The sequence below is a fragment of the Sphingobium sp. MP9-4 genome (genome assembly GCF_005281675.1).
Taxonomy (GTDB): Bacteria; Pseudomonadota; Alphaproteobacteria; order Sphingomonadales; family Sphingomonadaceae; genus Sphingobium; species Sphingobium yanoikuyae.
The window spans coordinates 1-13,869 of sequence record NZ_LUFI01000023.1; the positions used below are offsets into that span (position 1 = coordinate 1).

Below are 13,869 nucleotides of genomic sequence, written 5' to 3' on the forward strand. Positions count from 1 at the left end.
GGCGCGGCCGGCGGCGGCGGCGGCACGGGCGGCTGGCTGTCGGGCGGCGGCGTGGCCATCAGAAGGCCTGCCCCAGCGAGACATAGACGGCGACCTTGGCATCGCCCGGCTGCGGATTGATCGGCGTGCCGACATCGACGCGGATCGGGCCGAAGCTGCTATAATAGCGCACGCCAAGCCCGGTGCCGACGCGCAGGTCACGGAAGCGCGGCAGGAAGGTGGTCGAGATATTGCCCGCGTCGAGGAAGGGCACGACGCCGAAATTGCCGAAGCGGATGCGCGCCTCGGCGGAAAATTCGATCAGGCTCTTGCCGCCGACCGGATCATCATCCGGGCCGTAGCGCGGGCCGATCGCCTGATAGCCATAGCCGCGCACCGACGCGCCGCCGCCGGCATAGAAGCGCCGCGAGGGCGCGATGCGATCGACGGTGGAGCCGAGGATGGTGCCGAGCCGGGTCCGCCCGGCGAGCACGACACGATCATTGATCGGCTGATAGGCGCTGGCGTCGACCTGCGCCTTGGCATAGCCGAAGGTCGACCCCTGAAAGGAGAGTTCGGGGCTGAGGCGGCCGCCGAGGCGGAAGCCCTTGCTGGGGTTGAGCAGGTCGTCGCTGCCATCATAGGTCAGGCTGAGCGGCACCGCGCCGATGAAGAAGGTACGGCGGCTGCCGCTGGAAAAGGCGTCCGCTTCGTCCGAGGCGATGAGTTCGGCGCCGACGCGCCAGACCCAATGTTTCTGGAACAGGATGTTGGTCTGCCGCTCCAGCCCGCCCGACAGGGTGATGGTGCGCGCGTCATAAGCGTCGCGGCGGATATTACTGTAGGAGACGAGACCGGTCAGCACATGGTCGCGCTCGCGGAAATTATTGCGGCGATAGGTCGCCTGCGCCGTCTGTTCCTGGGTGCCGAGAACGCCGCGCAGGGTGAGCGATCCTTCGGGCGGGAAGAGATTGCGATGCTGCCAACTGACCTCCGCGCGATAACCTTCACCCGTGCCATAGCCCAGCTCGCCCGCAATGGTGCGCATCGGCGCCGGGCGCAGATCGACATCCAGGTCGACATGTTCGCCATCGCCCGCATCCTTCGGCGTCAGGGTAACGGACGAGACGAGGCCGGTGGTGACGATGGCCCGGCGCAAATCCTCCACATCGGTGGCGCGGTAGGTTTCGCCCGGCTCGAACCGAGCCATGCGCTGGAGATGGCGGGCGCTGAACACATCATCATTGTCGAGCAAAATCTGGCCGAAGCTGCGATAGCCGCCGGGCGTGACGATGATGTCGAGATCGCCGTTGCGCGCTTCATGGTCGATCCGCACTTCGGGTTCGTCCACCCTGGCAAAGGGATAGCCATTTTCGCCCAGCGCCGTCGCCAGCGCGGTCTGGCCCGCAAGGATGCGGTCGGCGTTGATCGGATCGCCCGACTTCATCGTGAAGGCGCCGCGCAGCGTCTCCTCCCGCGGGCCGGTCTCGGCAAGGCCGGCAATCTCCACCGTGTCGAGGAGATAGAGAGGGCCCGACGTGACATCGAAGATGACGGACAGCTTGTCGCTGCCGGCGGGCGGCGGCGCGACGCTGCCGCGCACCCGCGCGGCATAATAGCCGTCGGCGCGCAATAACCGGTCGAGCAGGTCGCTGTCTTCCTTCACCCGGCGGTTGATCTGGGCAAGGTTGGCGGCCTTCCCCTCCCCCTGGTGCAATATCGACAGGCTGTCGAAGCGTGGCGCGATCTGATTGTCGCCGATCGCCTCGATACCGCGCAGGGTGACGCCATATTTGCGCTCCTCCCCCGCGTCGGTGAAGGTGACGACCTCCTCGGCCGGGCCGGTATCGGCGGCGTCCGCGGCCTGCTGCGCTGGCTGATCGGAGGTATCGGGTTCGCTGGCTGCAACCGGATCCTCCGGCAACGGGGCGACCGTATCGGGCTGGCCCATGTCGGGCCAGTCGATGCCGATGTCGGGCATGGCATCGAGCGATGCGGCCGGATCGACCGGCGGACTGGCGGGATCGGCAGCGGGATCAGGCGCAGGCTGGGCCGCCTGCGCGAACGCAGTGCCGGCGGTGCAAAGCGCCAGGGACAAGAGACATAGCCCTGCGGCGCGCGGATCAACGGGAAAGCGGCGCCCTGTCCGCAAGCCATGGGTCATGCGACCGGTCTAGACCAAGTCGGGGCGACTATGCCAGCCAAGAGATGGCGATGGCGCAATGGTCAGAAGGCGGTGTTGAGCCGATCCATGAGTGCGCGGGCCGGACTGTCGGCCAGCGGCGCGTCCGGCGACAGCATCCGCTCCTCCAGCCGAGCGACCCGGCCATAAAGCTCCTGGCTCGCCTCGATCAGCGAACGGGCGGCGAAGGGGAAGTCGCCGGCGATGCCCGGATCGGTGGCGGTGGCGCGGCCGAGCCGATATTTCTCATCGGCCACATCCGCATCGCCAATCTCGCCGCGCTGCCAGGCGCGCTGGCTGAGCAGCCAGGCGATGATGTGCATCAGCCGGGTCGTCACCTTGAGCGATTCACAGGCGAAGGAGACGCGACGCAGCGGATCGTCGGCGGCAAACTGTCCAGCCTCATCCGCGTCGAAATAGGAGCGCGCCTCATCCGCCATCACCATAGCCTCCATATAGAGGCCATCGACAAGGCGGCGATGAAGACCGGGATCAAGGGCGGCTGCGTTGCGCATAGGCCTAGCTGACATATCGCGGTGCGATTGTCAGGGCCGTGAATGGCGCCGGAAGCCCGCCTGTCCCATTTGGGATCGCTTTACGCCGCAGTCCCGCAATTTTGCGACGCGGCGGACGCATCAGGCGATGATGTCCGGGACCAGCGCGTCTTCGAGCGCAACGATCTCATCGCGCAGCCGCAGCTTGCGCTTCTTGAGGCGCGCGACCTGCATCTGGTCGCCCACCCCGCCATCGACCAGCGCCGCGATCGCAGCGTCGAGATCGCGATGCTCGACCCGCAGCAGCTCCAACCGGCGCATAATGTCTTCGCGGCTCACCAAGCCCCCGCCTTCTGAACCCAACATAGCCTCTCCTGATAGCCCGGCGCGGACGCGCGGGCCATCGCAATTTTACCGACGGCCCATCGCAAAGCGCGAATCATCGCGAGACAGGTCCGCCGAATCATGATCTACTTCGTCATCCATCACCCTCGTAAGGAGAATGTCATGGAAAATTCCCACGTTTCAGCTCTTTCCGCAAAGCATGCCGGGCTCGAAGCCCGGATCAAGGCCGAGTCGAGTCGGCCGATGCCCGACGACATTCTCGTCGCCTCGCTGAAGAAGCAGAAATTGCGGGTCAAGGAAGAGATGCAGGGCCGACATTAAGCCCATTCCGCACGGAAAAGGCCGGGGCCGGATCACCGGACCGGCCATTTTCCTGCCAGCGGGACGCAGCGCATCGATCCGGCCAGAACCCCGGCCAGATTTTCGACATAGTGCAACGGATGACGCCTAGCCGGGGAAGATGACCTGGCGATGACAGGCGTTCAGCGTGGCGGTCTTCGACTAACGCTCGCCCCAAGTGGAGGCGTCGCGGCGGCATGGAACAGGCCGCATATGAAAAAGCCCCACGCGGCGAACCGGCGGGGCCTTTTGCCAACCCATTTACATCATCGGTATCAACGGCGCGTGATCGTCGCCGAACGCAGATAGTCCGGCAACGCCTGCCGCGACACACCGTTGGCGACCGGCTTGCGCGCCAGTTGCGGGTCGATCGGCGCGTCGAAGGCAAAACCGATCTTGTCATCGCGCGACCAGGCGACCGAACCCTCGACCAGACCAACACCGCGCAGTTCGAGACGAAGACGCGTGCCGGCAGGAATGGCGCGTTCGCAATCCGCCATCAGGCCGGTGGCCGACAGATTGCGCACGCGCGCCTTGCCCAGATCGACGCCATCGATCGTGCTGAGGCTGGTGAGCAGGAACAGGCTGTCGCGCGGCGCGGAACGAGCCGGTCCCCGATCAGAATTTCCCGTTTCCTTGTCCATGACTATTCCCGCAAAATGACACTTGGCCAACAGGATAGTCATGCGACGTGGAGAAAGGGTTAACCGCCGCTGGGGGTTAATCGTCGCGGGAGACTTTTTCCTGACGCTCGTGCCGCTCCTGCGCCTCGACCGTCATGGTCGCGATCGGACGGGCTTCCAGCCGGCCCAGCGAGATCGGCTCGCCGGTGACTTCGCAATAGCCATATTCGCCTTCATCGATACGGCGGAGCGCCGCGTCGATCTTGGAGATCAGCTTGCGCTGGCGGTCGCGGGTGCGCAGCTCGATCGACCAGTCGGTCTCGCTCGATGCGCGGTCGTTGAGGTCGGGTTCGCGCAGCGGTTCATTCTGCAGCACAGCGAGCGTGCCTTCAGCTTCGGACAGGATCTGTTTCTTCCAGTCCCAGAGACGCTGCCGGAAATATTCCTGCTGCAGGGGGTTCATGAATTCTTCGTCAGCCGACGGACGATAATCGTCCGGGAGTGTTACGGTCGATTTTGGCGGCTTCACACCGTCTTTATCGGAATTCAGTACCGATGCCATCTGGCTCTCCGACTCGAGAGGCCCCGGCGCTGTAAGTTCCGGGCGCCCATGACTTTTGTTTGAGCGGGCCTCATAGCCACCGCGACGAGGCGATACAAGCGGACAATGCGCACTCCGGCGCATCCCCTAGGTCGGCTGACCCGCCCGGAACGGACGGCGCGACTCCATCCGGGTTTTCCCCGATCCGGCCATCGGGATGTCCACGCAGCCCATCCTTAACGTTCCACAATGACACGTTAACCATTGCAGTTGACTCAAACGCCCGATTTTTCGGACCTTTTACGGCGCAAAGATGGTTAATGCCCTTGCAGTTAACGCTTTATTTTGCGTTGGTATGCAGTAGGGAATGGCAGGGTTCACGCTACGGAAGGGTCCGATGGCGCGAATGGGTAAACAGGACTAGAGAAGATCCTATGTCGGTTCGGATGGCTTTGGCAAAATTGTGCGCCTGCACTTGTGGCGGCGCCATCATTGGCGGGGGCGCCGTCCATGTGGCGGAAAATGCGCGTCCGGCAACGGTCTACAGCACCAAGAGTGTGAAGGCCAAGCCGCGCCAGCGCGTCCTGGCCACGGCCAAGCGCCCGCCGGCCAAGAAGCCCGACCCGATCCGCGTGACTGTGACCACGCCGTCGCCGCCCATCCCACTGCCCCCGCCGCCGGTGCAGGCAGCCCTGCCCCTGATGGCTGGTGGACCGACTCCGACCGCAGCGCCGATCGGCGGCAGCAGCGGCTTTGGCGGCAGCAGCGGTTTCATCGGCGGCTTCTTTGGTGGCGGTAGCAGCGGTGGCGGCACGGTGGTGATCTCCACCACCGGTTCGACCGGTTCGAGCGGCTCCAACTCGCCCACGCCGCCAACATCGACGACCAGCGGTTCGGATTCGCCGACCCCGCCGACGTCGACCTCCAGCGGTACGACGTCGACCACGACGACCTCGACGTCGACCTCCACATCGACTTCGACGTCCACATCGACGTCGACATCTTCCTCGTCGGGCGCGACATCGACCTCGACGTCCAGTTCGACCTCGACCGGATCGTCGAGCTTCGGCAGCACGTCGACGAGCAGCTCGACCAGCAGTTCCACGTCGACCTCGACGTCGTCGGGCACGTCTTCGGGCACGCCGCCGCCTCCCGCGCCGCCGCCGCCGACCGATGTGCCGGCGCCGCCGATGGTACTGCTGTTCGGCGCCGGTGCCGCCGCACTGCTGATGCGCAAGCGCCTGGCCGATCGCAACACGGAGCTGTCGATCGAGGGCCATGGCCCGGCCAAGCCGATCCCGATCATCCGCACCGGCAATATCTGAGCCGGCACTGTCCGAGAACCAAAAAGGGCGGCAAGAGCCTGATCGTCTGAGGTGGAAGCGCTTCGCGCTTTCACCGATGGCGTGAATCAGGCTCTATTCCTTGATTCTAGACATTGATTCACGCTTCAGGCCGATTCAGGCTGAAGCGATCAATGTCTAGGAGCCGCCCTTTTCTTTTACCGACACGATCTCCCGCTCAACTGCGGGCGATGATCTTCTCGATCTCCGCCACAGGATGATTGGCCAGATCCTTGGCGATCTCGCCGACCAGCCGGTCCTGCACTTCCTTGTGATAATGTTTGCGCATCTCGCCCAATGCCGTCGGCGGGGCGACGATGATCAGCTTCTCATAATCCTGGGCAAAGGCGCGGCGCTTGAGCAGGTCGGCCGCCTCCGCCGCGAAGCGTGCCTCTTCCAGTTCATGGAAATCGGTCTGTTCCACGCTGCTGCGATGGCTGCCGACCGAATTGAAGGCCCGGCCCGGCGCATCCGACGCCTGATCGCGATCGGCCGGATTATCCTGCATCTTCACCTCTTCCGCCTCCAGTTGGGGAAAGGCGCGGTCGCCCTTGTTGCGGAAGAAGAGCAATTTGCGCCCGTCCGCCACCAGCACCATCGCATCATGATCGATCTGCATCGCCTTCTCCTTCATTTTGTGGACGCATCACCAACGGGTGAAGGCGCACAGGGTTGCGTGGCCCCGTTCGCGACGGCATAGGGCAGCCATGCACGACATCCGCTTCATCCGCGAAAATCCCGCCGCTTTCGACGCAGCCCTGGCGCGCCGTGGCCTGGCCCCGCTGTCCGCCGACATATTGGCGCTGGACGAGAAGAGCCGCGCGCTCAAGACGGAGCTGCAACAGGGGCAGGCCCGCCGCAACGAGGCGAGCAAGGCGATTGGCCAGGCGATGGCCGCCAAGGACATGGCCAAGGCCGAGGCGCTGAAGGCCGAGGTCGCGGCGCTCAAGGAAGGCACGCCGGCGCTGGAAGCCGAAGAGGCCGAGATCGGCGCGGCGCTCAATGCCATGCTGGCCGCGATCCCCAACTTGCCCGCCGACGACGTGCCGCAGGGCGCGGATGAAGCCGGCAATGTCGAGCTGAGCCGCTGGGGCAATATCCGCGAATTCGATTTCGCGCCGCAGGACCATGCCGATTTCGGCCCGGCGCTGGGGCTGGATTTCGAGGGCGGCGCGGCGCTGTCGGGCGCGCGCTTCACCGCGCTTCGCGGCCAGATGGCGCGGCTTCACCGGGCGCTGGCGCAATATATGCTCGACACCCAGAGCGGCACCAACGGCTATGAGGAAACCAACCCGCCGCTGCTGGTGCGCGACGAGGCGCTGTTCGGCACTGGCCAGCTGCCGAAGTTCGCCGAGGATCTGTTCCGCACCACCGATGGTCGCTGGCTGATCCCGACCGCCGAGGTATCGCTGACCAATCTGGTCGCCGAGCAGATCGTGCCGACCGACGCGCTGCCGGTGCGGCTGACCGCGCTGACCCCCTGTTTCCGGTCCGAGGCCGGATCGGCCGGACGCGACACGCGCGGCTTCATCCGCCAGCATCAGTTCGAGAAGGTCGAGCTGGTCGCGATCTGCGCGCCCGAGGAATCGGACGCGGAGCATGAGCGGATGGTGCAGGCGGCCGAGGGCATTTTGCAGGCGCTGAACCTGCCCTATCGCAAGATGCTGCTGTGCAGCGGCGACATGGGCTTTGGTGCGCGCAAGACCTATGATCTGGAAGTCTGGCTGCCGAGCCAGGCGACCTATCGCGAGATCAGCTCCGTATCCAACTGCGGCGATTTCCAGGCGCGGCGGATGAACGCCCGCTACAAGCCGGAGGGAGAGAAGGCGACGCGCTTCCTCCACACCCTTAACGGATCGGGCCTGGCCGTGGGCCGCACGTTGGTGGCGGTGCTGGAAAATTACCAGCAGGCCGATGGCAGCGTGATCGTGCCCGAGGTGCTCGCGCCCTATATGGGCGGCATCACCAAGCTGGAGCCACGATAAAAGGGAACGGGCGATGCGCATCCTCCTCACCAATGACGATGGCGTCCATGCGCCGGGGCTGAAGGTGCTGGAGGCGATCGCCCGCACCCTGTCCGACGATATCTGGATCGTCGCGCCCAGCGAGGAACAGTCGGGCGCGGGCCACAGCCTGACGCTGACGCGCCCGCTGCGCATTCGCAAGCATGGCGAGAAGCATTATAGCGTCACCGGCACGCCGACCGACGCGGTGATGATGGCGGTCGGCCATCTGATGAAGGACGCAAAACCCGACCTGGTCCTGTCGGGCGTCAATCGCGGCGCCAATCTGGCCGAGGACGTGACCTATTCAGGCACCGTCGCGGCTGCGATGGAGGGCGCGATTTCCGGCATCAAGTCGATCGCACTGAGCCAGGTCTATGCCCGCGAGGCGATGGGCGACGCGGTGCCCTTTGCCGCCGCCGAAGCCTGGGGCGAGCGGGTGCTGCGCCCGCTGATCGCGATGCCGGCCAGCCCGCGCCTGCTGTTCAACGTCAATTTCCCCGCGATCGACCCGGACAGGGTGAAGGGCGTGCGCGTGGTGCGGCAGGGCTTCCATGACATCGACCGGACGAAGATCATCGAGGGCACCGACCCGCGCGGCTATCGCTATTACTGGTTTGGCCTGGGCCGCAGCGATTCCGCGCCCGAGGGGACCGATCTGGCAGCCATTGCAGAAGACTATATCGCGGTGACGCCGCTCCATTATGATCTGACGCAGGATGGCGCGCTGGCGGCAACGGCGCAGGCATTTTCGGACTGACTTACGCTCCGGGGGGAGACCATATGGCTGGACATGACAAGGGGCGGCTCTGGCTGCCCATGGCGCCGCTGCCGCTGCTGCTGGCGGGTTGCATCCCTGCCCCCGTGCAGGACAGCGCGCCCTATGCCGCGCCCCTGCCCCCGGCCCAGCCGGCGCCGGCCATTCCGCCATCACCCAGCATGCCGCCGCAACCGGTCAGGCCCGAGCCGCAGATGATCGAGCGCAAACCGGTCTGGACGGCGCAGCAGGTGACGGCAAATGCGCGGACGGTGGCCGCCAGCCTCTACAGCGTGCAGCCGGGCGACACGCTGCGCGGCATTGGCAACCGCACCGGCGCGGGATCGGACGCGATCGCGCGGGCCAACGGGCTGGCCCCGCCCTATGCGCTGCGGCCGGGGCAGAGCCTGTCGATCCCCGGCGGCCGCTATCATGCGGTGGCGGAGGGCGAGACCGGCATCGCCATCGCCGTTGCCTATGGCGTGCGCTGGAGCGACATTGTCGACATCAATGGCCTGACCGAACCCTATGTGCTGCGGCGCGGGCAGCGGCTGCTGCTGCCCGGTGGCGAGATGCCGGCCGCCCCGGTGGCCGCAGCGCCGGTGCGGGCGCCCGCATCCAGCCTGGAGCAGCGCGCCGCCGCCTTCCGCATCGACATTGACGATGTGCTGACCGGCGGCCAGCCTGCCGTCGCGGAGGAGAAACCGCGCGCGGTGGCCAAGGCCCAGCCCCGCCCCCTGCCCTCCAATGTGCCGATCGCCCAGCCCGGCGGTTTTTCCGGTCCATTCGCCTGGCCGCTCAAGGGCAATATCCTCTCGCACTTCGGCCCCGGCGAAAGCGGCGCCAAGAATAACGGCATCGACATTGCCGCGCCGATCGGCACGCCAATCAGGGCCGCAGCGGACGGCGTCGTCGCCTATGCCGGCGATAGCATCGCGGTGTTCGGCGGCCTGGTCCTCATCACCCATGGCAGCGGCTGGGTCAGCGCCTATGGCCATGCTAACCGGATCGACGTGGTGCGCGGGCAGAAGGTGACGAAGGGCCAGGTGATTGGCCTCAGCGGTGACACAGGCTATGCCAGCAAGCCGAAGCTGCATTTCGAGCTGCGCAAGGACCGGGTGCCGATCAATCCCATGACCCAATTGCCCACCCCATGAAGATCGCGCCGCCGCCTTCGGCATCGCCCATGGCCGGCTTTCTGCGGCGGCGATCGGCGCTGCCGGTCTGGGCGGACCTCGCCTGGCGGGTCGTCCTGGTCTTTGGCTTGATCGCGATCGTGCTGGCGCTCCACTGGTTCGGGCGCGACGGTCTCAAGGACAATTATGATGACCAGATCAGCTTCATCGACGTGCTCTATTTCACCACGGTCACCGTCACCACGGTCGGCTATGGCGATATCGTGCCGGTCTCGCCCGAAGCGCGCCTGTTCGAATCCATCTTCGTCACGCCGATCCGGCTGTTCGTCTGGATCATCTTTCTGGGCACGGCCTATAATCTCTTCTTCCGCAACATCCTCTACAGGTGGCGCATGGCACGCATTCAGGCCGATCTGCACAATCATATCGTCGTCACCGGTTTCGGCACCAGCGGCCAGGAGGCGGTGAACGAGCTGCTGGCGCGTGGCACCGACCCGCGCGAGATCGTGGTGATCGACGGCAGCGAGAAAGCGCTGGACCATGCCGAGGCGCTGGGCTGCAACGTGCTGTGCGGCGACAGCACGCGCGACAAGACGCTGAAGGACGTGGCCATCCACCGTGCCCGCACGATGATCGTGTCGGCCGGGCGCGACGACACGTCGATCCTGATCACCTTGACCGCGCGTCACCTGGCCCCGCGCCTGCCGATCAGCATCGTCGTGCGCAACGAGGATAATGAAGTGCCCGCCCGCCAGGCCGGCGCCACCACCGTCATCAACCCGGTCAGCTTTGCCGGGCTGCTGCTGGCCGGCAGCACCAGCGGCAAGCATATCGCCGACTATATGGCCGATCTTGCCGCATCGGGCGGCCGGGTAAAGCTGCACGAACGGCCTGTCCTGCCGCAGGAAATCGGCCAGCCGCTCTCGGCGATCGGTACCGGGCTTGGCGTGCGCATCTATCGCGGCGACCATCCGATCGGCTTCTGGGAGGAAGGCGCAAAGCGGCTCCAGACGGGCGACTGCATCATCGAGATCGTGGAAGAAACCGGCGCCACACCCCGCGCCGACGATCAATAGGTTCAAACCAGCGACAGACTGAACATGTTTGTTGCGCCACAGCAACATATGGCAAAATTCGTGCTACCCAGGGTGCAGCGCAGCATGAGGCCAATTGCCTTGCTGTCATAGAATGGCAACACTCCCCCTCAGGTCTGATTTTTGAGGGGTAGAATATGCGCTTGAAAAATGTCCTGAAAACCGGCGTCCTGCTGTCCGCCTTCCTTTATAACGCACCGTCTTTCGCCCAATCCACCGCGCCGCAGGCCGATGATGCCGGGGCCATCATCGTCACCGGATCACGCATCCGCCAGAATCCGCTGGACCAGGACAAGCCGATCGTCACGGTCGATCAGGAAGCGATCGCGCGGACCGGCCTTTCCTCGATCGCCGACGTTCTGCAGCGCATCCCGAGCGCTGGCGGCGGCCTCAACACCAAGGTCAACAATGCGGGCAATATCGGCGGTCCGCCCGACGGCACCGGCGTCAGCTCCGGCTCGGCCGAAATCGACCTGCGTTACCTGGGCGCCAAGCGCACGCTGATCCTCGTCGACGGCATGCGCTATGTGAACGGCTCGGCGGCCGGCGGCATCCCTGCCTCGGTCGACTTGAACTCCATCCCCGCCAGCATGATCGAACGGGTCGAGGTGCTGCAGTCGGGCGCCTCCCCGCTCTATGGCTCCGACGCGGTTGCCGGCGTCGTCAACATCATTACCAAACAGTCGCAGAAGGGGTTCGATCTGTCCGCCCAGTTCGGCACCTACGAACAGGGCGATGGCGAAACCTATGACCTCAACGCCAGCTATGGCCTGCAGTCCGATCGGGTGTCGATCGTCTTCGGCGGCAATTATGTGAAGCAGCAGAGCGTCCGCACCGCCGATCGCTCCATCTCCCGCTTCCCCAATCCGGGCCAGACGAGCTGCGCCGACCCGATCGGCGGCTGTTCCGGTGCCACGCCCAATGGCCGCTTCATGATCGGCGACGATGATCTGACGCTGATCGCGCCGGTCAGCGGGCGCCCGACCTATCCGGGCGACTTCAAGAATTTCACCTCGGCCGATCGCTATAATTTCGCGCCGGAAAATTACCTGCTGACGCCGTCGGAACGCTATGGCGGCTTCCTCAACGCCAAGTTCGAATTTTCCGACAATGTCAGCCTGCGCACGCGGCTGGTCTATCAGCATCGCAGTTCGACCACCCAGGCCGCACCGCTGCCGCTGTTCGTCGGCCCGGATGCGGGCAACGGCAATCTGCTCGACACGATCAGCATCGATGCGACCAATCCCTATAATCCGTTCGGCTTCACCTTGTCGTCGGGTGCCAATGGCGAGCCGGCTACCTATTCGCTGATCGCCCGCCGCTTCGTCGAGGGCGGGCCGCGCATCTTCAGCCAGGATGTCGACACCTTCACCATGCAATCGACGCTCGAAGGCTCCTTCGGGGTCGGCGACAAGACATGGTATTGGGACGTCAACGGCATGTATGGCAGCAATGACGCGCATCAGGTGTTCACCGGCAACCTGAACGCCGCCAAGCTGGCCCAGGCGCTGGGGCCAGTCGCGGGCTGCACCGGCGATTGCGTACCGTTCAACATCTTCGGCGGGGCCGGGTCGATCACCCAGGCCATGCTCGACTATGTGACCTTCGACCAGAAGGATCGCAGCACGCAGGAATTGTGGGACGCCACCGCCAACCTGTCGGGCGAATTGTTCGACCTGCCGGGCGGCGCGGTCGGCTTCGCCGTCGGCTACGAGCATCGCAACCAGCGCGCCAGCTACACCCCCGACCCGATCATCACCGCGGGCCTGGGCGCCGACGTGCCGACCAGCCCGGCCGCCGGCAGCTTCAATGTCGATGAAGTCTATGGCGAAATCCGCATCCCGATCCTCGCCGACGTGCCCTTCTTCCAGAAGCTGGAACTGGACGGCGCGGTGCGCCATTCCAACTATAGCAGCTTTGGCAGCAACACGACCTTCACCGTGTCGGGCCTGTGGAAACCGGTCAGCGACCTGCTGCTGCGCGGCGGCTATGCCGAGAGCCTGCGTGCGCCCAGCATCGGCGAAATGCATGCCGGCCGGTCGCGCACCGATCAGACGATCAACGACCCCTGCACCAGCGCAGCGGGCGGATCCTGGGACAATCCGACCGTGCGCGCCAACTGCATCGCCAATGGCGTGCCGGCCGATGGCAGCTATGACGAGCCGACCGGTGGCCAGCTGGGCGTCTTTTCCAGTGGCTCGACCAACCTGAAGCCGGAAACCGCCAAGACCTGGACCGCCGGCATGGTCTACAGCCCGGCCTGGGCACGCAACGGCTTTGCCAGCGCGCTCAGCCTTGAGGTCAATTATTATAATATCCGCCTCAAGAACGCGATCGACTCGGTGCCTGCGACGCTGACCCTGCGCCGCTGCGCCTTCGATGCCGATCCGGTCAGCTGCGCATCGATCAGCCGCACGCCCAGCGGTCTGGTCGCCGGCATCGACGCCACGCTGCAGAATCTCAACGCCATCAACACCGACGGCATCGACGGATCTTTGATCTATCGCTCCAAGCCGGTGGGCGAAGGCACGGTCGGGCTGACGGTCAACGCCGCCTATCTGCTGAGCTATGACATCAAGGCTCCGGCCGAGCTGAATGCACCGACCATCAAATGCGCCGGCACCGAACGCTGCGGTTCGGTCGACCAGGCCTATCCGCGCTTCAAGGCGACCACCACGCTCGACTATTCGGCCGATGCCTGGGGTGTTTCCTTCACCGGCCGCTATATCAGCAAGGTGACCGAGAGCGACGGCCATGTCATGGGATCGACCTTCTATGGCGACATGCAGGCCTATTTCTCGCCGGCCTGGCTCGACCATCGCACCCGGCTGACGATCGGCGTCAACAACCTGTTCGACAAGGATCCGCCGGCCTGCTTCACCTGCGACAGCGCCAATTTCGACCCGACCACCTATGATGTGCCGGGCCAGTTCGGCTACATCCGCCTGTCCTACAAGATGTGATAGATTAGTCGCTTAGCCATGGCGAAGGGCGCGTCCATCCGGGCGCGCCCTTTGTCTTTTCGGCTACCCC

The 13,869-nt window shown here is 65.1% G+C and carries 14 protein-coding genes; 7 read left to right on the top strand and 7 right to left on the bottom strand.

The genetic code is table 11. The features are described from left to right. Positions 1 to 58 precede the first annotated feature (58 nt). From A0U87_RS05805 to A0U87_RS05815, 3 genes are all read right to left on the bottom strand, one after another. Entirely contained in the window at positions 59 to 2,077 is a 2,019-nt protein-coding gene (locus tag A0U87_RS05805; protein ID WP_137405286.1) for a BamA/TamA family outer membrane protein, read from the bottom strand. A gap of 128 nt (positions 2,078 to 2,205) precedes the next feature. Beyond that, positions 2,206 to 2,676 (bottom strand): DUF1465 family protein, encoded by a 471-nt coding sequence (locus A0U87_RS05810; protein ID WP_010337951.1) that lies wholly within the window; start codon positions 2,674 to 2,676, stop codon positions 2,206 to 2,208. 120 nt (positions 2,677 to 2,796) lie between these two features. Continuing rightward, positions 2,797 to 2,976, bottom strand: a complete 180-nt coding sequence (locus A0U87_RS05815) for a DUF465 domain-containing protein (RefSeq protein ID WP_037492086.1) — start codon at positions 2,974 to 2,976, stop codon at positions 2,797 to 2,799. 186 nt (positions 2,977 to 3,162) lie between these two features. On the opposite strand from A0U87_RS05815, the gene A0U87_RS05820 reads away from it, so the two are divergent. Beyond that, the gene (locus A0U87_RS05820) at positions 3,163 to 3,321 is read left to right on the top strand and encodes a YdcH family protein (RefSeq protein ID WP_010337949.1); all 159 of its coding nucleotides are present in this window, start codon (positions 3,163 to 3,165) and stop codon (positions 3,319 to 3,321) included. Between the two features lie 293 nt (positions 3,322 to 3,614). On the opposite strand, the gene A0U87_RS05825 is transcribed toward A0U87_RS05820, so the two are convergent. The 3 genes from A0U87_RS05825 to A0U87_RS05835 all read right to left on the bottom strand — a co-directional run bounded on the left by A0U87_RS05825 (position 3,615) and on the right by A0U87_RS05835 (position 5,644). Then, positions 3,615 to 3,983: a PilZ domain-containing protein gene (locus A0U87_RS05825; RefSeq protein WP_048939094.1), complete on the bottom strand. Its 369-nt coding sequence runs from the start codon at positions 3,981 to 3,983 to the stop codon at positions 3,615 to 3,617. Between the two features lie 76 nt (positions 3,984 to 4,059). Next, positions 4,060 to 4,524, bottom strand: a complete 465-nt coding sequence (gene dksA / locus A0U87_RS05830) for an RNA polymerase-binding protein DksA (RefSeq protein ID WP_004211401.1) — start codon at positions 4,522 to 4,524, stop codon at positions 4,060 to 4,062. A 520-nt stretch (positions 4,525 to 5,044) separates the two neighbouring features. Beyond that, complete coding sequence (locus tag A0U87_RS05835) at positions 5,045 to 5,644, bottom strand: hypothetical protein (RefSeq protein ID WP_234415744.1); 600 nt, start codon at positions 5,642 to 5,644, stop codon at positions 5,045 to 5,047. 49 nt (positions 5,645 to 5,693) lie between these two features. On the opposite strand from A0U87_RS05835, the gene A0U87_RS26995 reads away from it, so the two are divergent. Then, positions 5,694 to 5,828, top strand: coding sequence for a hypothetical protein (locus A0U87_RS26995; protein ID WP_017501572.1), 135 nt, complete (start codon positions 5,694 to 5,696; stop codon positions 5,826 to 5,828). A 196-nt stretch (positions 5,829 to 6,024) separates the two neighbouring features. Here the strand turns inward: A0U87_RS26995 and A0U87_RS05840 are convergent, their stop codons facing one another. Further along, positions 6,025 to 6,465 (bottom strand): host attachment family protein, encoded by a 441-nt coding sequence (locus tag A0U87_RS05840; protein WP_048939100.1) that lies wholly within the window; start codon positions 6,463 to 6,465, stop codon positions 6,025 to 6,027. Between the two features lie 88 nt (positions 6,466 to 6,553). On the opposite strand from A0U87_RS05840, the gene serS reads away from it, so the two are divergent. The 5 genes from serS to A0U87_RS05865 all read left to right on the top strand — a co-directional run bounded on the left by serS (position 6,554) and on the right by A0U87_RS05865 (position 13,799). Next, the gene (gene serS / locus A0U87_RS05845; RefSeq protein WP_048939092.1) at positions 6,554 to 7,831 is read left to right on the top strand and encodes a serine--tRNA ligase; all 1,278 of its coding nucleotides are present in this window, start codon (positions 6,554 to 6,556) and stop codon (positions 7,829 to 7,831) included. Between the two features lie 13 nt (positions 7,832 to 7,844). Then, the gene (gene surE / locus A0U87_RS05850; RefSeq protein WP_004211396.1) at positions 7,845 to 8,609 is read left to right on the top strand and encodes a 5'/3'-nucleotidase SurE; all 765 of its coding nucleotides are present in this window, start codon (positions 7,845 to 7,847) and stop codon (positions 8,607 to 8,609) included. 59 nt (positions 8,610 to 8,668) lie between these two features. Then, a complete protein-coding gene (locus A0U87_RS05855) occupies positions 8,669 to 9,763 on the top strand; it encodes a M23 family metallopeptidase (protein ID WP_048939099.1) in 1,095 nt (364 codons plus the stop codon). Further along, complete coding sequence (locus tag A0U87_RS05860) at positions 9,760 to 10,818, top strand: potassium channel family protein (protein WP_048939091.1); 1,059 nt, start codon at positions 9,760 to 9,762, stop codon at positions 10,816 to 10,818. The genes A0U87_RS05855 and A0U87_RS05860 overlap by 4 nt, the downstream gene beginning before the upstream one ends. Before the next feature lie 155 nt (positions 10,819 to 10,973). Further along, on the top strand, positions 10,974 to 13,799 hold the full coding sequence (locus A0U87_RS05865) for a TonB-dependent receptor (RefSeq protein ID WP_048939090.1): 2,826 nt from the start codon (positions 10,974 to 10,976) through the stop codon (positions 13,797 to 13,799). Positions 13,800 to 13,869: the final 70 nt, after the last annotated feature.

Excerpts from the sequence above, each read along its gene's own strand:
- serS (WP_048939092.1), top strand. The coding sequence starts at position 6,554 with ATGCACGACATCCGCTTCATCCGCGAAAATCCCGCCGCTTTCGACGCA.
- A0U87_RS05855 (WP_048939099.1), top strand. The coding sequence starts at position 8,669 with ATGGCGCCGCTGCCGCTGCTGCTGGCGGGTTGCATCCCTGCCCCCGTG.
- A0U87_RS05810 (WP_010337951.1), bottom strand. The coding sequence starts at position 2,676 with ATGCGCAACGCAGCCGCCCTTGATCCCGGTCTTCATCGCCGCCTTGTC.
- dksA (WP_004211401.1), bottom strand. The coding sequence starts at position 4,524 with ATGGCATCGGTACTGAATTCCGATAAAGACGGTGTGAAGCCGCCAAAA.
- A0U87_RS05820 (WP_010337949.1), top strand. The coding sequence starts at position 3,163 with ATGGAAAATTCCCACGTTTCAGCTCTTTCCGCAAAGCATGCCGGGCTC.
- A0U87_RS05840 (WP_048939100.1), bottom strand. The coding sequence starts at position 6,465 with ATGCAGATCGATCATGATGCGATGGTGCTGGTGGCGGACGGGCGCAAA.
- A0U87_RS05825 (WP_048939094.1), bottom strand. The coding sequence starts at position 3,983 with ATGGACAAGGAAACGGGAAATTCTGATCGGGGACCGGCTCGTTCCGCG.
- surE (WP_004211396.1), top strand. The coding sequence starts at position 7,845 with ATGCGCATCCTCCTCACCAATGACGATGGCGTCCATGCGCCGGGGCTG.
- A0U87_RS05815 (WP_037492086.1), bottom strand. The coding sequence starts at position 2,976 with ATGCGCCGGTTGGAGCTGCTGCGGGTCGAGCATCGCGATCTCGACGCT.
- A0U87_RS26995 (WP_017501572.1), top strand. The coding sequence starts at position 5,694 with ATGGTACTGCTGTTCGGCGCCGGTGCCGCCGCACTGCTGATGCGCAAG.
- A0U87_RS05860 (WP_048939091.1), top strand. The coding sequence starts at position 9,760 with ATGAAGATCGCGCCGCCGCCTTCGGCATCGCCCATGGCCGGCTTTCTG.
- A0U87_RS05865 (WP_048939090.1), top strand. The coding sequence starts at position 10,974 with ATGCGCTTGAAAAATGTCCTGAAAACCGGCGTCCTGCTGTCCGCCTTC.